Origin of the sequence: Sphingomonas sp. JC676 (assembly GCF_014489075.1) — a bacterium.
In the GTDB taxonomy this organism is placed as follows: domain Bacteria; phylum Pseudomonadota; class Alphaproteobacteria; order Sphingomonadales; family Sphingomonadaceae; genus Sphingomonas.
Genome location: NZ_JACTGR010000012.1, coordinates 1 through 21,548, shown reverse-complemented (window position 1 = coordinate 21,548; position 21,548 = coordinate 1). Strand labels below are relative to the sequence as shown.

Below are 21,548 nucleotides of genomic sequence, written 5' to 3'. Positions count from 1 at the left end.
CAAGCGCGCGCTGATAGGCGGGGCGATCCTGGATCCGACGGAGCCAGGCGTCGAGATTGTCGTAGGTCCAGTCGAGCCCGGCTCGAAGGCGCGCCGCTTCGATCGGGAAGCTCATCATGATATCGGCAGCGGTGAAGCTGTCGTTCGCGACCCAGGGCCGCGAGCCGAGCTCGCTGTCCAGCCAGGACAGATGAAAGGCCAGGCCGCCACGAACGGCGTCGATGCCGCTTTGGACCGCTTCTCCCATCCGGCCGAGCACGACCAGCGTCACCACCTGCGGCGTGATCGAGCCATCGGCGTAGTGCATGAAGTGGGTGTAGCGCAGCCTCTCTTCGGCACCGCTCGGAACGTACCCGCCAGACGCCGGACGTAAATTCTTGTAAACCGATAGTGATCGGGTCCCGCGAGCTTTCGGCATGACGTCGAGGAAGGGTTGCGGTTTGACGCTTCCCGTCTCGCCAATGATAATTGCAGCGGAAGCCGACCCCATATTGCTTCGGCACGGCCGTGGCCCATGCCCTTCGCGTCGATGGCCTGTGCAAGCGATCCGTCCATCCTGACGATGCCACGTGCCACCGCAGCGCGGCCGTGACGTAACGGAAATCCCTGCGATTCGTTACAATTGTTTACAATGGTGCGATTGTCGCATTTCCGCCCCATTGCTAGCAGCGGCACATGTCGAAGGTCGGTTCCCGAGTTTCATCCGCAATTGCAGATTCTGCAGAATGCGGCCCGGGTATCGCGTATCACGCTCGCCTGCACCGTCGCGCGACCGGTCAGCGCGCCGCCGCCGGATATACCATCACTATAGGACAGGCCGTTCTGTTTGCTGCCCGCGCCGTTCTCGAGTTCCCGCACCAATGGTCCCGCGCCGGTTGGCGATACCCGGCTGGGGCACCCCTGGCCCAGCCCTTTTGAGCCGGCGCGAGGACCCAGCATGCGGATAGCGATCGTCGATGACGACGAGGGCGTGATCGAGTTCGCGGCGGCGGCCTTGAGTGCTGCCGGGCATGCCTGTGCGGGCTTTCGTAACGGCGCTGCACTGCTCGCGGCCCTGCGCAGGCAAACCTTCGACCTGATCCTGCTGGACTGGAACCTTCCAGACAGTTCCGGGATGGAGCTGCTCCGGTCGATCCGGGAGGCGGTCTCCCGCAGCACTGCGATCATCATGCTGACGAGCAGGTCCGACAAGGACGATATCGCCGCGGCGCTGCACGCGGGGGCCGACGACTATGTCGTGAAGCCGGAAAGCTCCTCGGTGATCGTCGCGCGGGTCCAGGCGGTGCTGCGACGGGCAATGCCCAGCGCGGCGCAGGAACGGGTTCTACAATTCGGGCCCTATTCCTTCGACCGGCTCACCGAACGCGTGCTCGTCAAGGAAGAGGAAGTCGCGCTCAGCGCGAAGGAGTTCCAGCTGGCGCTAACCCTCTTCGAGAACATGCATCGCGCGCTCTCGAGGAGCTATCTGCTCGAGACGATCTGGCAGAGCTCCGCCGATCTTTCGACGCGCACCCTCGACATGCATGTCTCCAGAATTCGCACGAAGCTCAAGCTGACTCCGGAGAACGGTTACCGCATCGTCGCGATTTCCGGTTATGGCTATCGGATCGAGCGTTTCGGGGCAGAGGGGTAAGCATGTTTCTTGCGGTCGCGCTTCAGGCCGCTGCAACGGTGTCACCGGTCCCTGCAGGCGAGTCAGTCGCGTACATCATTCGCCGCGGCGACACGCTCGACCGGTTGAGCCGGAGCTTCCTCGTGCCGGAACGACGGTGGCGGGCTCTGCTGAAGCTCGCGGCGACGCGCGACCCCAGGCGGCTGCCGATCGGGCGGCGCATCCTCATTCCGCGATCCTGGCTGCGTTTCAAGGTCGAGCCCGCGCGGCTCGCCAGCTATCGCGGCACGATCAGCCTCTCGATCGGCGGCCGCGCCATTTCCCCGTCGCCCGGCGCCAGCATCGGTGAGGGCATGGAGTTGGCGACGGCAGGCAACAGCTTCGCCACGCTGATGCTGGCCGATCGCTCGCAGGTGGTGATCCCGTCGCAGAGCCGGGTCCGGATCCGCGAATTGCATCGGATCCTGCTCACCGGCGCGATCGATTATCGCATCGATGTGGAGAAGGGCCGGCTCGAGACCAAGGTCACGCCGCTCGACCAGCCCTCGGGTCGCTATCGCATCCACACGCCGATCAGCATGACCGCGGTGCGTGGCACCGAATTCCGGGTGGCCTTCGAGGAGACGAATCGCACTGCCGCGACCGAGGTCCTTGCCGGCATCGTCGCCTTTTCGGCGGCCGAACTTGCGGCTTCGACCGAGCTGGAGCGCGGCATCGGCGCAACGCTGGATGCGGCAGGTGAACCTCGGGTCGAGAAGCTGCTCGGCGCGCCCGAGCTCGACGATCCGGCGACGCTACAAACCCGGGACACTGTGGAGTTTCGGGCCCGCAAGCTCGCGAGCGCGGTGCGCTACCGTGTCGTGATCGCATCCGATGCCGGCTTCGTCGACAATATCGCGGAGCAATTTTCCGACGACGGCGCGTTCGCGCTCAACGACATCCCGAACGGAAACCTGTTCGTCCGGGTATCGGCCATCGCCCGCTCCGGTCTCGAAGGTCTCGCGCAGTCGTACAGCTTCACCCGTCGGCTCGCATCGATCCACGCAACCGTCGAGGCGGGGGAGGATGGCTACCGCTTCCGCTGGTCCGGAGCGGGCAGCGGTGTTCGGCGATATCGATTCCAGCTCATGCGCAAACGGCCCGACGGCATGCCCGTGGTCGACGAAGTCGCGTTGGAGCGCGATGTGCTGACGCTGCGGCAGCTTCCGGCCGATGTTTATTATTGGCGCGTGGGTCTGGTGCAGGTCGAGGACGGCGAGGTCACCGAAAGCTGGACCGATCCGGAGAAACTGACGATCACCGATCCGTCGCGGTCCCGAAGGCGTTAGAGCTTGTTCCGGCGGCTATTGGTCGAATGGTGTGCGGTCGCGCTGCTGGTGCTGGTACTGACGCTGGGCCTCACCTTAAGCGGGGCAACTTCGCGCGCAGACGACGCGCTGTACGACCTTGTCGTGGGATTGCGCGCGCCGCCGGCCTCGGACCGGATTCTTGTCGTCGCGATCGACGATGCGAGCCTCGCGGCGCTCGGCCAATGGCCCTGGCCGCGCACGACGCATGCGCGGGCCCTCGAGACGCTCGCCCGGGCAGGCCCCGCGGCGGTGGGATATGACGTGCTGTTCACCGAGCCGGGGCGCACGGCCGGGGAAGATGCGGCGCTCGCCCGTGCCCTGCGCGGCACCAAGGTCGCGCTGCCTGTGCTGTTCGATGCCCCCGGCCCCGATGGACAGAATCTGGACACCACGCCGCCGATCGCGCCGATCGCCGAAGCCGCGACGGCCCTGGGGCAGGTGGCCCTCCCCCATGGCCAAGACGGAACGGCCCGCACCGCGCTGCTCGAGGTCAACGACGGGGCGCGCAGCTGGCCGCATCTCGTCGAGCAGACCTATCGGCTGGCATTCGGTCGCTCCTCGCCTGCCTGGCAGCACGCCAGGGCCCGGGCGAACATGTCGGTGCTGGTCCCCTATCGCCCGGCCGGCGCGTGGCGCAGCGTGTCGTTCAGCGACCTTGTCGCCGGCCGCCTGCCCCCGGATTTCATCCGCAACCGCCTGATCCTGGTCGGCGCAACCGCGGGGGGCCTGGGAGACCGTCACGACGTGGCGGGCGCGGGAACGCTCGCCGGAGTGGAAGTGCAGGCGAACCTGCTCAGCGCCATGCTCGCCGACCGCTTCGTCCGCGAGGCGCCACTCTCGGTGCGGCTGGCGGCTGCTGCCCTACCGACAATCTTCCTGCTGTTCCTGTTCTGGCGCCTCAAGCCCTCGCGTGCCCTCATCGCGGCGCTGGCAACGTTCGCGCTGGTCGCGTTAGGGCCGGTGCTGCTCATCGCGACCACCGGCTTGTGGATTCCGCCCGCGACAGCCCTGCTCGGGGTCCTGTTCGTATATCCGCTCTGGGGATGGCGACGGCTTCACGCGATCGACAAGGCCATCGCCGGCGAGCTCTCGAGCCTGTCGGTCGACGTCGGCGAGCCGGCGGCGGCGGCCGGGCATCCGCTCGACCATGCGGGCCGCAATGCCGCTGCGCTCAGCGGTTCGATTGCCGCGCTGCGGGATCTGAAGCGCCTCGTGGCGGATACTGTCGAAGGCGTGGCCGATCCGCTGGTCGTCACCACGATGGAGGGAGAGGTGCTGGTCGCCAACCGCCGCGCCGAAGCGCTCCTTGCAAGCGATGCCGAGCTGCGTGCGGCATTCTACAGCCTTCCGTCGGCCAGGGACCTGCTATCAGCCGACGGCAGGCACTTTTCCCACCGCCGCACGCCGCTCGCCGGTGCCGACGGCGGACAACGCGGATGGATCCATCTCCTGGCCGAGATTACCGACATCCGCACCGTGGAGCGCGAGCGGGAACAGGCCCTCGAGTTTCTCAGCCACGACATGCGCTCGCCACAGGCATCGATCCTCACCTTGCTCCAGGGATCCGCCGAGAGCGGATCGAATCACAAGGAGCGGTTGACGCGCGAAGTCGCGGACAAGATCGCCTATCATGCGCAGCGCACACTCGGACTTGCGGAGAATTTCGTGCAGCTCGCACGGCTTCGCGAAACCCGATTCGCGCCCGAAGAGACCGATCTTCATGATTGCCTGGGAGAGGCGAGCGACGCGCTGTGGCCGCTCGCCACGCAGAAGGGGGTAAGGATCGTCGTGCGGCCCGGCGAGCCCTGCTGCGTCGCCGGCGAGCGCCACGCGCTCACCCGGGCATTCCTCAACCTGCTCGACAATGCGGTGCGGTTCAGCCCGGCCGGCGCCGAGATCCATTACGGAATCGAGGAGACCTCTCCCGAGGGTGCAACGATGTTCGAGGCCTGGATCGAAGACCGCGGTCCCGGCATCCCCAAGGAGCGCCTGGCGGATCTCACCGGCCGCTTCGGCCCTTTGGCCGCGTCCGGGCCGGGCCTGAGCGTCGGGCTGGGGCTCGCCTATGTGCGGGCGGTCGCCGAGCGCCATGGCGGAAGGCTCGAACATTCTGCCGTTTCGCCGCATGGATCGCGCTTCACCCTCGTACTTCCGGAATTCGCCGCTTCCGTCACCCGTTGACCGCGGCGCGCGCCATCCTGGGGAGAATCTCCTCTAGCGCCGGGCCGCAGTGGCGGGCAGCCGCCACATTGCGGAACAATACCGCCCCGTTCGTACGATCGATCATGCCCACGGTGAGCACATGGCGTCGCGGACGGCACAGGACGATCGGGTTGCGGGCGGCGTCGACCGCCGGCGGTTCGGCGGCCTCGCCGCGCCCGATGTCAAGCGCGGCAGGTGCGACCGCGAGACCGACCTCCAGGCGGTAATGGCCATTAGGCGCCTCGCGATATCCCTTGGACGCGAGCGCGGCGCGAACCAGGGCGACGGCATCCGAAGCGGGGGCATCGCCTTCGGCCGGTTGGGCGGCGAGGACATAGGTCGGATCTGCAAGCTCTGCCGCGGCCGGCGGCAATCGGCCTTCCCGGGTCAGCGGAGACGTGCATGCGCCGACAAGACTCAGCAACGCTCCCGCGATCGCGTGCCGTGCGTGCATGCTCGTCTCCTTCACCTTGTTCGCCGCGCGGCATAGACGAAACCGCCGCCGAGTCTCAACTCGGCGGCGGCGCGAACCGAGCTTCGCCCGGGGGTCGGTGAAGCGTCAGAACTTGCCGATCATGTTCACGAAGAAGCCGCGCTCGTCATAGCTGAGGTCGGACAGGTCGTCCGAATAGTCGGTGAAGTTGTAGCCTATCCCGAGCTTCACATGGTCGCCCATGTGGCGGTAAACGCCGACCAACGCGCCGAGACGCGCGTCGCCCGCCTCGCGGCTCGACAGCTGCCGGGCTTCGGCGAGCAGGTCCCATTTGCCGATGATGCGATAGTCCGCGCGCACCGCCCAGAAGGTCGCATGACTGTCGAACCATGGCGCGCTCGCATCGCGCGAGGTGCGCAGCTCGCCGACCCGGTAGGCGACCTTCCCGCCCAGGGCGAGGCGCGGGGTCACCTGATAGGTGCCGTCGATCGCGGCGATGTGACTTCGTTGGGCATAGTCTAGGTTCAGCCCGAGCTGGTCGACCTGTGCCGGGGAAGGCTCATCGGCGAGATAGGTATATTTCGCCAGCAGATTGAGCCGGTCGTCGCTGGTCGGCCGATATGCCGCCGCTGCCACCAGCTCATAATAATCGGCGTCGAGCGATTGATCGCTGCCGAGGCCGCCATCGGAAAGCGACACATTGGCCTTGGCAAAAAGCCGCAGCGCATCGGTCGCGCGGAACGTGACCTGGTTGCGGGTCGCCCAGCTGGTCCGGTCGCCATAGGTAGCGCTGCCGTCGGTGCGATATTCGATCGCCGTCGACCACCGCAGCCGCTTCCCGCCATAATCCGCGGTCCCGCCGACGACCTCGCGATCGATCCGGCCGCCGAGCGCATCCGCGAGCGACCCCGTCTCGTAGCGCAACCCGAAAGTCCAGCCTGGGATCGGCGTGAAGTCGGCGCCATAGGCCTGGGTGAAGCCGGTCGGGCCGCTGCCATGCTCGTAGCGCCCTTCGGCGAAGACGTTGGTGCTGCTCCCGAACCGCCGCCGCGCGCCGGCCGTGAGGCGGCCGAGCCTGCCGGAGGTGAAGGCGTCGGGATTCTCCGCCGCCAGCGCGTAAGCCAGATAGAGCGAGCCGCGATCGCCGGTCGCGTAGTTCGCCTTCACATTGGCGCCGGTCCCGAGATCGCCGTCGGACACCTCGCCCGCCAGCGTTAGGCGGCGCGTCGGCTGCAGCTCGCCCGCCACGCCGACCCGGTCGTTCTCGAGCCGTCCGCCATCGCGATCAACCGTCTTCTGCCCGAAGACCGACAGCGCCCAGGGCATGGCACGCTTCTGCGTCGCCTCGCCCTGCTCGGCCGGTACAGGCTGCGGCGTGCGGCGATAGCCGATGCTCGCGGCGATATCCGTGCGCGCGCCCTGGAAGCCAGGCGCCGCGGGATAGGGCGTATACGCCGTCGCCTGTCCCTGCTGCTTGTCGGAGCGCACGCCTATGCTGCCGAACACGCCATTGGTCGTCTGGTGCGTCACGCCGGCTTCGAGCGCTTCGCGGTCGGTCACGCTTCCATCGGTGATGTCGGCCTTGGCCTTGAAGCGGGTGCCACCGGCGATCGCGATATCGGCGCTACCGCCATATTGGTCGAGGCTCTCGCCGAAGGTTAGCTCGCCCGGGCCGGAGAAGCCGGCCTCCCGGCTTCGCCAATAGGCGGCGATCTTCCCGTCGCCGCCGCCGAACATCTCTGCAATATCCGCCGCGCCCTCGAGCATCAGCGCATCCGATGTACGTGGAGCCGTCGTCAGCTGGGTGAAGTCGTACCCGCCGGTCGAGGAGAGCGAGGCTCCGCTGCCCGCGCCATCGGACTGAGCGAATTCGGCGCGCAGATAGGTGCCCGGCCTGTACCGCAGCAGCAGGTCGGCGCCGTACAGGTCCTGCTGCGCCTGATCCTGGCCCTGATGATAGCCGGTGACACCGACGCGCAATATGTCGCCGAACCATTGCTGGGCGCGTCCGCCGATCGTCAGCGCATCCGGCCGGGTCAGGCCCGGCACATATTCATAGGTGGCGACGAGCCAGACCGGATTGCCCGCCAGAGACGCATCGCGAACGAACATGCTCGTATCGGCGGTGATCGGCAGCGCCTCGCGCAGCAATACGCGGCCCTGGATATAGTTCAGTTCATAGTCGCGGCCCGGCACGAGCTCGCGTCGCTCCAGCACGAGGCCCGAATCGCGGTCGCGGACCTCGGCGAAAAGGCGCTCGGATCCCTGCGAGAGGTCGCGGTTGCGGAAATAATAGACCGAGCCGCCCGTCGAGGCGAAATCCTCACGCGTCCCGATCGTGCCCGGATCCGCCGCGAAGCCGGTGACTTCGGTCCGGCGCTCGCCGAAGCTGGTCATGGCCGAGGGCCGGAAGCCGAAATTGGCGCCATAGAGCGCACGCTGGTAGCGGATCAGCTCGGTACCCGGGAGCAGCGTCTGGAAGTTGCCCCACATGGCGACGATGGTGGGGCTCTCGAGACGCGTGTAGAAGCGGCCATAGGTCGGCGCGTCCTCGACCGTGGTCGAATCGTCGCCATAGACGGGATAATGAAGATTCGGGTCGAGGCGGCGCAGGAACGAACGCGAGTCCTTTTTGAGGAAGCCGTCGAACACGTCGGACAGCGGATGCTCGCCGGTGTCGGCCGATGCCGTCAGGCGCCAGGTCTGGGAGAGCTGGCCCTTATAATAGAAGGCCAGCCGCCCATCGACGAAGTCCTTGCGCGGATCGGCGGTGTCGGTTCCCTGCAGGTCGAGCTTGGCGGCATCGAAGCTGCGATGCCCGGCGGTGAGATCGGCGATACCGACGAAGAATTGGTCGCTTTTGGGCAGGTTGAGGTCGCGGCTATGCTCACGCGCGGGACCGCCCGGGGGTTCGATCCGAACCGCAACCGAGCCCGTTCCGGCGGGAACGATCTGCTGGGTGACGAAGCGCAGATCGCGGTCGACCGGAACCGGCGTGCCGAACACGAGGACATGCGTGCCCTGCTCTTCGACGGAGCCGCTGACGGTCACCTCGCTGCCGACCACCGGGATGTTGCCCGTGATGCGCTGATTTTCGAAGACCGGTCCCGTCCGCGTATCGCGCAATCCGTCCGACGGAGCCGCGGAGACGGAGAGCGTTTGCGGTGCCGTTTCGTCGAAACGCCCTTTGGCATCGTAGGCGCGCAGGACCACTCGGAGCTGGGTGCCGGCGCCTGTGTTCGCCTTCCAGCTCACCGGGTTTCCGAACGTGACCGGAACCAGGGTCAGCGGCGTACCCTCGATGCTGTCCCCGGCGCCGAAGATGCGCAGCTCGGCGCGGGCAATAAACGCGGTATAATTGGAGAACAGGTGGAACTGGACCACCTCTCCCGGCGCCACGACCGGCCGCGCCGGCACCAGGCTCAGGATCGGCTTAGCCTCGAGCGTCGTGACCTGGACGTCGATCCGGTCGCTAGCCAGCGCCACATCGGCGCCGCGCTGCGCGTCGGCGGCGGTGGCGCGGTCACCTGCGCCATCCACGGTGACCCGGAACGCGCCCTCGGCGGCGCCCCGTTCGAGGTTGGGCGCGAGGCCGCGCGTGTCTTCACCGCCGTCGTCGACGAGCGGGCCGCAGGGGCGCTCGGGCGTACCGCAATGGTCCGAAGGTTCGGCCGTCTGGGCCAGGGCGGTACCCAGAGCAAGGTGCGAAATGCCGACGCCGAGCGCGAGGGCGGTGCGGAGAGTCAGGCGGTTCATTGCGCGTCTCCCTTCGCGGTGCTGCTGCGGACCGTGGTCTCCTGTTCGATGATCAGGCGGTAGCGATCGCCTTTGTCTCGCCATCTCTGCTCGACGGCCTCGCGCAATGCCGCGACGCGGCGCTTCACCTGGCCCGATGGCTCGCCCGCGGCGCCGTAGGCGATGCGCAGGATCGAGGGCTTCTCGGCGAGCGTGACGATGAGCGCGTCGACCCTGGCGAGGAACGACGGAGCGACCTTGTTTCCCTCGAACACATCGGCATTCACATCGACCCGGACGACGCGGGCGAGCGCCGCGCCGAAGTTCAGCTTGGCGAACTTGCCGCGGGTGAGACGCACCGTCTCTGGATTGACGGTAGTCATCCGGTAGCCGGTCGGCAGCGTGCGCGTGTCCAGCTTCAGGATGAAGTTCGAACCTCGATCCTCGTTCGGAATCATCGGGCAGGTGACATGATAGCGGCCCTGGGCGTCAGTGGTGATGAGGAGTCCGTTCACCGTGACGAGCCGCACGCCCGGCAGGCCTGGCTCGCCTTCATCCTGGGTGCCGTTCATGTTGCGGTCGTCAAAGACCTTGCCGAGGATATCGGTGCAATCGAAGTCCGGATCCGGAATGATCCGCACCGCGGCGTCCGCGATATTCGATACGGTGGCGCCGACGAGCGCGTTGACCGCGAATGCCTGGTTGACGTGCTCGCCCTCGCCCACGCCGGCGCCGACGGTGAGCACGAGCTTGAGCGTCTTTTCCTCGCCCGCGGTGAAGTTCTGGGCCGGCCAGCTGAGCAGGCGACCCGCTTGTTGCGGCTCGACCGGCATGCCGTTGATCGTGGCGCTGCCTTCCCGATAGCGGAAGCCCGCCGGCGTCCGGTCGGTCAAGGTGATGCCCGTGATCGCGCCCGCCAGCGTGTTCCGCGCCGTGATCGTGTAGGGCACGAGGCCGCCGCGGCTGACATTTACCATCGGCGTCGTCTTGGTGACGACGATCGCGCCTTCGAGAATGGGGTCGATCGGCAGATTGTTGTTGAGGACGTTGGCCGACGTTCCCGGCGTGAGCGTGAAGCTCAGATAATAGGCCGTGGTTTGCCCGCCGGTTATGCAGGTCGCGAGCGCCGAGGTCGGCGGCGCACCGTCATAGCTCGAGACCAGCAGCGGATCCGGCATCGCGCCGACGGCGAGCGGTCCGACGCACGGCGGGATGATGCTGGAGGGCTGTACCGGATTGTAGCTGCCGTTCGGGGGCGTGACCGCGAGCGTATAGGTGCCCGCGGGCGCGCCGGGTAGCAGCAGGAACTGGTACATACCGTCCTCGCCGGTGACCTGGCCGGCATTGGCGGTGCCGCCGAGGAGATGGAGCGCGGGGTCGAACCCGGCTGGCCCGGTTATGCGGACCGTTGCGCCAGGCACCACCACGCGGCGCACCGAGTCATAGACCACGCCCGACGGGTCGAGCGGCAGCGACTGCTGCTGCACGTCCGCACCCGGCGTGAGCTTGAGTTCGGAGAGCGTCCCGTCCTCGGTGCGTGCGCCGGCAGGGTTGGAGGGCGACACCACGCCTTCGGCGATCGCCGCGCCGGTCTCGTTCGGCCGCGCGCTGCCATAGATCGCGTTGTTCGCCGGATTGCGGAACAGCACCTGATAGCCGGCCCCCGGCGCGACGCCGGTAAAGGCATAGGCCCCGTCGGCACCTGTGCGAGTCGTACCGATCAGCGCGCCGCCGAGGTGAAGCTCGACAATCCAGTCGGCATAGACCGGCTCGCCCGCATCGAGCGCACGATCGTGATCGCGATCGAGCCACACGCGGCCGGCGATACGCGCGCCCGCGCCCCGCTCGCTGAACAGATAGCCGGTGGCATCCTGTGCCGCCGCAAGGGAGACCGCGCTGATCGTGTCGCCCGCCGCGGTACCGCCGGCAGTGCCGGGCGTATCGATGCCGTCGTCATAGCCCGCGGGCTGCGTCTCGACGACATTGTAGGTGCCGCCCGGAACGCCGGTGAACAGATAGCTGCCATTATCGCCCGAGACGGTGGTGAGGGTGATCGCGTTGCCGCGAGCGTCGCTGCCCGTCAGCTTCACGGTGACGCCGGGGATCGCGGGCTCGTCCGTATCCCGGCGACCATTGCCGTTGGTGTCGTTGTAGACACCGCCGGCAAGCGAGCCGACGCGCTCGCCGAAGTTGACCGGAGCGACCGGGGCACCGACACCGACGGTCAGGGTCGCGCGATTGGAGCGATGCTCCTCGGCATCGCCATAGCCGAGCGGCTGCTGCTCGACGACGACATAGTCTCCCGCCTCGATGTCGGTGAAGCTGTAATGCCCATCGGCAGCTGTGGTGGCGGTCTGGACGACCGTGCCGTCGGGTTTCTGGAGCTCGACGGCAACGCCGGCAATGCCCGGTTCGCCGGAATCCTGAGCGCCGTTCAGGTTGGTGTCGATATAGACGACACCGCCCTGCGCCTGTCCCTGCTCGCCAAACACATAGCCGGACGCATCGGTGCCGGTGGGCAGACTGACGGCCGAGATATTGTCGTTCGCGACGCTGCCGCCGACGCTCCCGGCGGCGTCCTTGCCGTCGCCGAAGCCGACCGGCTGCGTCTCCGCGACCGAGTAGGTGCCCGCCAGGAGGTCGTCGAACCGGTAGTTGCCGGTCGCATCGGTCGTGGCTGTGCGATCGACGGAGGCGCCGCCCGCGGTGGTGCCGGTGAGGTGCACGGTGACGCCTTCCAATCCCCGTTCGCCCGCACCGCGGACCGCGTCACTGTTCGAGTCGAGGAAGACCGAACCGGCGAGGGTCGAGACCGTGTCGCCAAAGTCGATGGTCTGATTGATGCCCGCAGTCACGTTGATCGCGCGGCTGTCCGAGGTCGAGGAGCCATAGCCGGCAGGCTGGGTCTCTTCCACGGTATAGCTGCCGGCGGGCAGGTTCTGGAATCGATAGCCGCCGTCCGGACCCGTGACGGTGGTCGCGACGACAGTGCCGCCCTGGCGCAGGGTGATCGTCACGCCGGGGATCGCCGGCTCGCTGCCCGCGTCCGACCCGTCGCGCTCGGGATCCTTGAAGACCCGGCCCGAAATGGTGATGGCGCGCTCACCAAAGTCGTAGCCGGTGCCGGCGGTGCCGTTCCCGAGCGTTACGGTCGCAATGCGATTCTCGGCGACGCCGCTGCCGAAGCTTCCATTGTTGACGCTGCCGCCCGGTGTTCCCGCGCTCTCGCGGCCATCGGCATAGGCGCTGGGCTGGCTCTCGACGAGCGTATAGCTCCCGGCCGGAAGATCGTCGAAGCGATACCCGCCATCAGCCCCCGTGGTGGCGGTACAGCCGAGCGCCGGATCGAGCGCCGCACGGGCGAGGCAGACATCCTGGCCGGTCGCGGTCGTCCCCGACAGGGTGACGACGATGCCGGCGAGTGCGGTCTCGCCGGGCTGGCGGATGCCGTCATCATTGCCGTCGATATAGGTCGCCCCGGCGAGCGAGCCCGCGCGTTCACCGAATGCGTAATTGATGCCGAGGTCGCCCGCTCCAAGCGTGATGCCGGTGATCGCGTCATTGCCGGCGGTTCCGTGGACACTGCCATTGACCTGGCCGGCGGCGTCGGTGCCGTCCGCAAATGCGGAGAGCGGAGCCGTCGTCTGGGCCTGTTCGGTGAGCGTGTAGCCCGCCGGGGAGGAGCCGGGCACGTTGACGAGCAGATAGTTGCCCGCCGCGTCGGTCGTCGCAGTGCAGGCGATCAGCGTGCACGCGTCCTGTCCGGCGGCCGTGGCGCCGGAAAGCGTGACGGTGACGCCGGCGATGCCGACTTCGCCGGGATCGCGCACGCCGTTATTGTTGCGGTCGAGATAGACATACCCGCCGATGCCGCGGCCGGTGGCGCCGAAATCATAGCGCGTGGCGGTGGTTCCGGCACCGATCACGACGCCGCTGACACTCGAATTCGCCTGGCCGGGAGCGGCCGTATTCGCGCCACTTGCCCCGCCCGAGCTACCCCCGGCGCTGCCGATGAACGCGCCGCTATGCTCAAGGCCCGGCGGTGGTGTTTCGGTGACCGTATAGGTGCCCGGCCGCAGCGCGCGGCAGGAAGGATCGGCAGCGCTCGATGCCGGGAAGCTATAGGCGCCGGTGGCGTCGGTCGTGATCGAGCAATCGACTGCCTGGCCGAGGTCATTCGTGCCGGTCAGGCGGATCACCGCGCCGGCAAGGCCGCTATTCTCGCCGGCATCGCGGGTGGCGTTGCCATTGGGATCGAGGAAGACGATGCCCGACAGCGTCGAGGTCGGGATCTCGCCGAAGTTGCGCTCGGTGAGCGCCTGGCCGGGGGCGAGCGTGCCGACCAGCACGTCTTCGGGGGCTGCGCGCCCGGCCGAGCCGGCGACGATGGTGCCGGCACCATTGGTATCCAGGCCGTCCGAAAGGCCAGTCGGCTGGACAAGCTGCGTCACCGTATAGCCGGTCGCGTCGGATGGCGGCAGGTCGGTGAAGCGATAATGTCCGTTCGCATCGACGGTCGTGGTCAGATTGACGGCGCCGCCCGCATAGTCGGACCCTGTCAGACGGATCTGTGGCGTCGCCCCGAATTCACCCGGGCCCACGCCGGTCTCGCCCAAGTCGATCGCGCCATTATTGTTGGCGTCGCGCCAGACCGTGCCTTCGATCGATCCCGCGCGCGTCTCCTGGAAGAGATAGCTCGTCGCGGCCGTGTTCGCCGGCAGGCTGATCGCGGTGATGCTGTTGGTGGCGGCCGCGCTGCCGAACGCGCCATTGTTCACGACGCCGCCGACACTGCCCGCGGTCTCGCGGAAGTCGAGCAGCCCGGCCGGCTGGGTCTCGACGATCTGGTAGGTGCCCGCCGGAAGGCGATCGAACAGGAAGTTGCCACCGGCATCGGTGACGAGGGTGCGCGGTGCGACCGGGTTACCCCAGGCATCGGTCCCGCTCAGCACGACGGTCACGCCCGCAAGCCCTTCGCTCGCCTGGACGGCATTGTCGAGATTCGCGTCATCGAACACCGAGCCGGCGAGCGAGGACTGGGCGATCTGGACGGCCGCGGTCTTGCTGTCATTGGCCGGAACGGCGTCGCGCGCCAGTTCCTGCCCGCCGCTGTCGAGGCCCGGCGCGATCGAGGCGGTGTTGACCTGATCGGTGAGCAGCGCACCCGCATAGGGATAGGTGGCGCGCGCGCGCAGCCGCAGCGTCACCAGGCTCCCGTCGGGCGGGAAGCTGCCGTCGAGCGTGCAAAGGATCGAGGTCGTGCCGGTGCAGTTGATCGACCCGATACTGGCTGCGCCCGCAGCCGTCGCCGTCGGGGCGGGGCCGGCAAGCTCGAAGCCGGCGGGAAGCGTGTCCGTCACGCGCACCTGATTGATCGGCGAGATGCCGTTGTTGCGGATCACGATCGCATATTCGACGGGCTCGTTGATACTTGCCGGCGAGGCGCCGACCCGGGTCTTCGACACGACCTCGAGGTCGGCCGAGGGCAGCACGGTGGTGGTCTGGACGGCGCGGTTGTTGGCGAGCTGGCTGTCGGCCTGATTGACCGTCACATTGTCCTGCTCGAGCGCCGTGACCTGCGCCTCGTCGGTGAAGGTCAAAGGTCCGGTCGGCGCCGGTCCGCCCGGCGTGAAGCGCAGGCGGAAGATCACCTGGTTGAGCGCGTCGAGATAATTGCCGGCGGTCGAGCTCGCATGGAGGCGGCATTCGACATTCGCGCCGCTCTGGACGCATGCGGGCGAGGGTGGCGCGTAGAGCGTGAAGCCTCCGCTGGCGCCGACAGGGTTCACGCTGAACCCGGCGAGCGTCATCGAATAGCCCGAAGGCGGCTGCGGAACGTCCGCAACTACGACGTTCGTTGCGCGCGAGGGGCCGAAATTGGATACGCGCAGATCGTAGACAAGCTCTTCGCCGAAGCGCAGCGGGTCGAACTCGGGCCCGGGCTCCTGCTTGGTGATTGCAAGATCATAGCCCGGTGCCGTCACGTTGTGGGTCACCTGCCCGCTATTGTTCGTGGTGTCGCTTTCGTCGGTGTCGGTGGCGACATTGGCGATGTTGGTGTGGCTGATCGGGAAACCGGTCGTAGCCCCGCCGAACGGGAAGCGCGCGCGGACCTGCTGCGTGACCTGGAAGGCCTGGCCGCGGGTGAACTGGCCCATGCTGCAGCTGATCACGCCGGTTGCGTCGTCCTTGCCGCAGCTGCTGCCGCCCTTGGTCGAGGCGGGGCTGCCGACCAGCTCGAAGCGGCTCGGATCGATGGTGTCGCTGACCACGACATTGGCTGCCGGGTTGGCGCCGTTGTTGCGCACGCTGATCGTATAGGTGGAGACCACGCCGACCCGGGCCGGATTGGGCGAGATCGACTTGCCGGTCACCTGCATGTCGGCGAGCGGCGCGACGGTATATTGTGCCTGCGAGCTGTTGTTGCTGTTGTCGCTGTCGATCGTGTCCGAAGAGGTGATGTTCGCCGTGTTGGTGAAGGTGCCGCTGTTCACCGGCCGGTCGATGCGCACGATCGCGGTTTCGGTCGCGCCGGCGCCGAGATTGGTCAGCGTCCAGCTGATCTGGCCGCTCGACGCGGTGTAGGATGTGTTCCCGCTCGACGCGCTGATCTGCCCGAAGCCGGTGACATAGCCGGTTGCGTTGAGCGAGTTCGGCAGGCTGTCGGTGACCGTGACGGTCCCGGCCGGGGCGCTGCCGAGGTTGCTGGCGCGCAGGCGGATATAGAAGCTCGCGCTCGTTGCCGGAATTGTGAGCGCCGGGGCCTGGCTCCAGGGTCCCGCCGGATTGAGCGCGACTTCCTTGACCACGGTCAGGTCGGTCGTGACGGTGGTGGCGCGCACGCCCGCGCCGCTGCAATCGTTTGCCGCATTGGTGTCGGCCGGGGTCGCGAGCGAGCCGCCGGTGGCACCAGAGCAGGCGGTGTTGTTGAGGTCGGCGTTCGCGGTCGCGCTGGCGCGCGTCACCAGCGACAGGCCGAGCGTGGCGTTCAGCGCCAGGGTGCCCGACCCCGTGCTATCGCAGGTAATGACGTTACCCAGCTGCGCGCAGCTCCAGGCCGCGTTCGACGAGACGAGGGTCTCGTCGGCCGACACCGCGTCGGTGATCCGGATGGGCGTGCCTGGGGCATAGCTCAGTGCCGATGGGCCGTTGTTGCGTACCGTGATCGTGCTGGTCATGTCGCCGCCTGCCGCGACCGGGTTCGGCGTCTTGCTCTTGCTGACGCTGAGATCCGCCGTCGGCGGCACGATCCGGAAGGGCGCCGTCGCAATGTTGTTGATCAAATCGGGGTCGGCGAACCCGGCGGGAAGATTGATCGCCGCGCTGTTAGTCTGGTTGCCCGCGGTCGGGCTGTCCGCCGTCACGGGAATCGCGAAGGAGCGGCTTGCGCCGCTGGCGAGCGTCCCCCCGTTGCAAGTCACGGCCTGGCCCGTAGCGGCGCAGCCGGCCGGCATGGTGCCGAGCGTGAAGTTCGAAGCGATGGTGTCGCTGATCGTCGCCCCGGCGACCGCTTGCGGTCCGTCGTTGAAGATCGTCAGGTTGATCGTCGTGCCGCTGCCTTCGACGATCGTGGCCGGCATCGCCTTGGACGCCCGAAGATCGCTGCCCTCGAGGATCGTGGTGACGACCGGTGCCGCGGCATTGTTCGCCGCGTCGGGATCGAGCACGAGGGGATTGGTCAGCGAGGCGAAGGCATTGTTCGTGATGGTACCGCTCGACTGGCGGATCACCTTGCCGGTGACCGTGATCGTGGGCAGCGCACCCGTCGCCGCGCCGCCGCCATAGTTGCACGTGACGGTGGTACCGCTGTTCGAGCAGTTCCAGTTCGTCCCGCCTGCGCTTTGATACTGGAAGTCCGAGGCGGGCGGCAGATTGTCGGTCAGCCGGATCGCCGAGGTCGTATCCGGCCCGGCATTGGTGACGACGATCTGGTATGAGATGATGCCGCCCGCAGCCAGGGTGTGGGTTGCCAGCCCGTCATTCTTGACCACCGAAAGGTCGGCACCGGTCTGCACCGCCGGCGTGACGGTGAGCGCATCGTTCGCCGCGTTGCTATCGCCCGCGGTGGCGCTGGAGATCGTGGCGGTGGTGTTGGCCGAACCGGTTGCGATGGCGGTTGCGCTGTAGGTAAAGGTCCGGTCGCCGACCGCGAGCGTCGGAAGGCTGCAGGTGAGCATTTGGGAGCCGATGGCCCCCGACAGGGCGCAGTAGGACGGAAAATCACCTGCAGCGACGCGGAAGCGGCTCGACACCGCGATGGTCACCACGGCGTCCGAGACGGTCCCGGGTCCATTGTTGGTGACGCGCACGGTGAACTGCGTCACGGCGCCGTTCGGAACGGGGTCGGGAAGCCAGCTATAACCGGAAACCTGCAGGTCGGCCGCGAACGCCTGGAGTGGCGCCAGAAGCGCCAGCACCACCAGGATGCGACGCACAACGGACCAGCTGCGGCAAGCAGCTGCAAAACGCTTTTTCACACGATCCCCCGTTCGGCTCGAATGAGACGGACGCGGTTTCGATGGCCGGTTCGAGGTTAAGGATCTACAACCAACGCACTGATGTTACATGATTTTACAATAGTTACTGGATTGTAACGGAGCTCCCAAGAATGTATCTACACGGCTGCCAACGGGCAACGCGAGAGCCGTTATGAGGCCGTACGCAAGCCCGATCGCCAGCGGCAGGCCGGTCCTGCGCGCGCAACGGGAAAGCCCATGCTCAAGAATCATATATCTATGCCGAGGCGGTCGCGAGCCGCCCGGGAACGCTGATCGCCGTGGCATCGTTACGGCGCATCGCGCGCCTATTGGCGCATTTCGAATGGCAGATGGATGACGGAAAGAGCCGGCCGCGGGAGGCCGATCCGCCGACGGCAGGCGCCGCAACCGACGCTCCATCTTCGCGTCCGTCTGTGCAAATCGAACCGCGGGAGCCAGACCTTGACCAAGGGCAGAAGCCGGATGCCTCTGGCGGTGAGGATGCAGAGAGCGGAAATTAGCGAGCGTTGGCCGCCATGTTTCGGCAGACGCCGCAGGGCGCAAGCGCACCACGAGTCGACCGATCGGCGCGCGAATCCGGGCTTGATGACGTTGATGGCGGCGAGGAATCGAAGGCCCGCGATTCCGATCCTTCCGAAGAGCAAGTTGTCGACAGCGTAACCATGTCGAGCGATGGGCGACCTGTGGCCGTCCCGGTCACCGGGCCGCTGTCGTCGACCTCCGAAATGCTCTCCCGATCAGCGGGTGAGCGCCTTGAACTCCTTTCGGAGAATTACGTGCCAATCCCGCTTGGCACGGCGCTTCATCCTTGCGCGGCAATAGCGACAGACACATAGCCGCCATCCGGCGTGCGGGTGACGTGGCGGTCCGATCGCTCATGGTTCCCCCTGGCGCAACGCAGACGTCCGGCAAACCAACTGAACACCCAGGTCATCCTCATGCGTTACGGTGATCCGGCGGCAGATATTTCGCCGCCGCTGTTCGGATTTAGGGCAGCCCCAGCCAGGGTTCGGGCTAGGCCTTTGACGGCTGGGATCACCGAGCCGCGCTGAGCCGAGAGGTGAGCAGGATGCACCACCCCGTGAACACGAAGCGAGTCTACGAGCCCAGGGCCGGTGACGATGGCGTTCGGGTCCTTGTCGACCGACTGTGGCCGAGGGGCCTCACGAAAGCAGAGGCCGCGCTCGACCTCTGGCTCAAGGAGGCAGCTCCAAGCACTGCGTTGCGCAAATGGTTTGGCCATCGACCGGATCGCTGGGAGGAATTCCAGACGCGGTATCTTGTGGAGCTTCGAACTTCTTCGGCGGTCTCGCAACTGCGCGACCTGGCCCAATCGGGGCCAGTGACGTTGCTATATGCCGCGAAAGATCGGGAGCATAACGAGGCCATCGCGCTGGCAGCCTTTCTCGAGAGCGATCTCGCCTGAATTGTTGAAACGGAGCGCTGATTGAACCCATTGCTCGCAGCGTTAAATAGCGCCCGGCATTTCGATCACGGCCTCACCAGGGTGACGAGCCAGTCTCCGGCAGGACCTCGCGCAAGCTAATGCAGGTTTGAGCCGTCGCCAGCCTTTCGGAATTCATCGGTGTGCCGCCACAGGGAGGCGCCGAGCATGACGATTTCGCCGAACAAATCACCGTCAATCGTCTGGAGGGCGGGATCGGACAGCAACTGGGCGAGCGACAGGCACAGGGATTCGAGGGTCAGGTCCGGCTGTTCCTCAGCCAGCTTGATCATGGTGCCCAGGATAGCTTGCGGTGGATATTTTTCGGGCATCTCAGCAGTTTGATCGCACATTGGCATCTGGTGCAAGCCCGGCCTCGCCGGGCCAATAGAGCTGCATCGGGTTGATCACGAGCAGCGCGCGCTGGAGGTCCGGTGGCGCAATCCTCGGAGCGACGTCGGCCAGGACGCCGTCGTCGGGATCCGTGATCCCGTATTAGACTGCAATCTTGTGGGCTTATCCCACAATCATGGGATGGTATAGGCCGAGCAGTCGGGCAACGGCGAATTCGGTTCGTAGATGCCAGCCGCACTATTGAAGCGGAAGGTCCGCGCGTAGCTGCATTCGGGATCGCGTTCCTGCACGAGATCGGATTTCTTCAACCGCGGCTTCTGGGTGGAATCCTCGAGCCGCGAAACGCCCCGCGGAAAAGCCTGCGCATCCGTGCCATAAGCGAGGATCGGCAAACCGGCGGTGGTCCCGTGCGACAGACTGAGCTTGCCCGAGAAACTATATTCGTCATGGCAGGCGCCCAGGCGGCGCTTCATATCCATTTCGCCGAAACAGGCACGGATCATCAAGGAGCCGCTAACGGGCACGCTCAGAACAGGCTGCGCAGCGGCTTGCCCGTCAGTCGCAATGCGGAACAGGTGAAGGTCGCTGGCGCTGCCGCCGCCCCCCGAATAGCCGGTGCTCATCTGCGTCTCGACGCCGGCCAGGAAGCCGCCGTCCTGGAGGATGATGAGGTTCGGCCAGACGGTGTGGGTTTCGTTGGAGGTGTCTTCGGACGGTGCTTGTGGCATCGAGCGCGCGGCATCGCCTGCCTGGACGATAGGCAGAACCTGCTCGTCGCCACCACGCGCGTCGAGCGATACGCACCAGCGTGTATCCGCGGTGCAAAATTGTCCGGGACTGCCCTTGCGTTCCAGCAACGGGACCATCCGATCGCCCGGGGGTTTGGGGGCAGTTGCTCCGATATTCGAACCGGGCACGGCCTGCGCCAGCATCATGGCGAAGATAATTCTGACGGACATCGGTGCTCCAGCGATCGGGGCCTGAGTAAATCAGGCAAACCCGCTTCTGTCATCCGCCAAGCCCCCGACCGGCGGCCTGAGTCGGTGCTCGCGACGTCAATCACCGCCTAGTCTACGGCTTTCCGCAAGAGCGCGGAGGCCGAATATCGTTTCAGCTCAGGCGCCGTCCTGCTCGCTCGCCTCATAGAACATCGGATTGCGCAGCCAGGCGTTGACGGCGGACTCCCGCCAGCCGGCGCAGCGGGTGCTGATCTGGACGTTCTTCGGGAACGTGCCGTTCTGCATCTTTCGGTACATTGTCGAGCGGCTGAGGCCGGTGCGATCCAGCACGGTCTTGATGCGGATGATGCGGTCGTCTTCGGTCATGGCAAGGTCCTTCATCGCGTGTCACGAGCAGATGCGGGACGATGAAGGATTGCGATTATCCAGGAAGTGCAAGGGGCTGAGACTCAGCTTGATGTCGAGTGAGGGCGAAGGCGCGCTTGTGCGTGCATAAAGGCGGTATCGCGCAAATGCCCCGTTGGCGCAGAAAGTGTCTCATAGCGTCTCGCGTCTGCGCGCGACCGCATCCTACGCCGCTTCGCGCCGCCGAGTCGCAGGTGCGTCTCGGCCCAATCGGGTGACGCCCGCCTGACGGGAGGCTCGAAAAAGCAAGGCCAGCGGAACGCGGGGTAGATGGAGCGCACACTGTGGACTTCCTTCGGAAGCCACCAGGGTTCGCAGCGCCTTGGTTACCGCGTGGCACACTCGATCCGGCCGGAGGGCGGGGCGGCGGCTGGCGCACGGGCGCGCGCACACGCCGCCCCGCCGGCCGTCGGGATTCGAGAGTGCGTCTTAGTGGGCTCCCTCGGAGCCGGGCAACGCTGGTGCGCTGCTTTCGTGGTGGACGCCGCGCGCCGCGCGGCGGCGTTTTGCCTCCGGCACTCGATCTGGCGGGTTGGGCGTCGCTGCCCTGTAGTCCC

11 protein-coding genes are annotated in these 21,548 nt (G+C 66.7%); 4 read left to right on the top strand and 7 right to left on the bottom strand.

Annotation, left to right across the window (positions count from 1 at the left end):
* Positions 1–307 (bottom strand): glutathione S-transferase C-terminal domain-containing protein (locus IAG41_RS22625; protein WP_262408854.1); only part of this gene is annotated, 307 nt, incomplete at its 3' end.
* 630 nt (positions 308–937) lie between these two features.
* Here IAG41_RS22625 and IAG41_RS22620 point away from each other — a divergent pair.
* Genes IAG41_RS22620 through IAG41_RS22610 form a run of 3 tightly spaced genes read left to right on the top strand, consistent with a single transcriptional unit; the run spans position 938 to position 5,142 of the window.
* Positions 938–1,633 (top strand): response regulator transcription factor, encoded by a 696-nt coding sequence (locus IAG41_RS22620; RefSeq protein WP_187730968.1) that lies wholly within the window; start codon positions 938–940, stop codon positions 1,631–1,633.
* Between the two features lie 2 nt (positions 1,634–1,635).
* Positions 1,636–2,940: a FecR domain-containing protein gene (locus IAG41_RS22615; RefSeq protein ID WP_187730967.1), complete on the top strand. Its 1,305-nt coding sequence runs from the start codon at positions 1,636–1,638 to the stop codon at positions 2,938–2,940.
* A 3-nt stretch (positions 2,941–2,943) separates the two neighbouring features.
* The gene (locus IAG41_RS22610; RefSeq protein ID WP_187730966.1) at positions 2,944–5,142 is read left to right on the top strand and encodes a CHASE2 domain-containing protein; all 2,199 of its coding nucleotides are present in this window, start codon (positions 2,944–2,946) and stop codon (positions 5,140–5,142) included.
* Here IAG41_RS22610 and IAG41_RS22605 read toward each other — a convergent pair.
* The 3 genes from IAG41_RS22605 to IAG41_RS22595 all read right to left on the bottom strand — a co-directional run bounded on the left by IAG41_RS22605 (position 5,132) and on the right by IAG41_RS22595 (position 17,766).
* Positions 5,132–5,617 carry a hypothetical protein gene (locus tag IAG41_RS22605; RefSeq protein WP_187730965.1) on the bottom strand — a complete coding sequence of 162 codons (486 nt, stop codon included), beginning with the start codon at positions 5,615–5,617 and terminating at the stop codon, positions 5,132–5,134. The two genes, IAG41_RS22610 and IAG41_RS22605, sit on opposite strands and share 11 nt — an antisense overlap.
* A gap of 105 nt (positions 5,618–5,722) precedes the next feature.
* Entirely contained in the window at positions 5,723–9,352 is a 3,630-nt protein-coding gene (locus IAG41_RS22600) for an OmpA family protein (RefSeq protein ID WP_187730964.1), read from the bottom strand.
* Positions 9,349–17,766: an SdrD B-like domain-containing protein gene (locus tag IAG41_RS22595; RefSeq protein ID WP_187730963.1), complete on the bottom strand. Its 8,418-nt coding sequence runs from the start codon at positions 17,764–17,766 to the stop codon at positions 9,349–9,351. Before IAG41_RS22595 ends, IAG41_RS22600 begins: the two co-directional genes overlap by 4 nt.
* A gap of 1,144 nt (positions 17,767–18,910) precedes the next feature.
* Between IAG41_RS22595 and IAG41_RS22590 the strand changes: the two genes are divergently transcribed.
* Positions 18,911–19,255, top strand: a complete 345-nt coding sequence (locus tag IAG41_RS22590) for a DUF488 domain-containing protein (protein WP_316251213.1) — start codon at positions 18,911–18,913, stop codon at positions 19,253–19,255.
* Positions 19,256–19,371: 116 nt separating this feature from the next.
* Here IAG41_RS22590 and IAG41_RS22585 read toward each other — a convergent pair whose 3' ends face one another.
* From IAG41_RS22585 to IAG41_RS22575, 3 genes are all read right to left on the bottom strand, one after another.
* A complete protein-coding gene (locus IAG41_RS22585; RefSeq protein WP_187730961.1) occupies positions 19,372–19,641 on the bottom strand; it encodes a hypothetical protein in 270 nt (89 codons plus the stop codon).
* 159 nt (positions 19,642–19,800) lie between these two features.
* The gene (locus tag IAG41_RS22580) at positions 19,801–20,586 is read right to left on the bottom strand and encodes a hypothetical protein (protein ID WP_187730960.1); all 786 of its coding nucleotides are present in this window, start codon (positions 20,584–20,586) and stop codon (positions 19,801–19,803) included.
* Between the two features lie 156 nt (positions 20,587–20,742).
* Positions 20,743–20,952 (bottom strand): helix-turn-helix transcriptional regulator, encoded by a 210-nt coding sequence (locus tag IAG41_RS22575; RefSeq protein WP_187730959.1) that lies wholly within the window; start codon positions 20,950–20,952, stop codon positions 20,743–20,745.
* Between the last annotated feature and the right edge of the window lie 596 nt (positions 20,953–21,548).

Bases quoted from the DNA above. Each gene is read 5' to 3' on its own strand.
- IAG41_RS22620 (WP_187730968.1), top strand. From the start codon at position 938: ATGCGGATAGCGATCGTCGATGACGACGAGGGCGTGATCGAGTTCGCG.
- IAG41_RS22600 (WP_187730964.1), bottom strand. From the start codon at position 9,352: ATGAACCGCCTGACTCTCCGCACCGCCCTCGCGCTCGGCGTCGGCATT.
- IAG41_RS22580 (WP_187730960.1), bottom strand. From the start codon at position 20,586: ATGTCCGTCAGAATTATCTTCGCCATGATGCTGGCGCAGGCCGTGCCC.
- IAG41_RS22615 (WP_187730967.1), top strand. From the start codon at position 1,636: ATGTTTCTTGCGGTCGCGCTTCAGGCCGCTGCAACGGTGTCACCGGTC.
- IAG41_RS22605 (WP_187730965.1), bottom strand. From the start codon at position 5,617: ATGCACGCACGGCACGCGATCGCGGGAGCGTTGCTGAGTCTTGTCGGC.
- IAG41_RS22575 (WP_187730959.1), bottom strand. From the start codon at position 20,952: ATGACCGAAGACGACCGCATCATCCGCATCAAGACCGTGCTGGATCGC.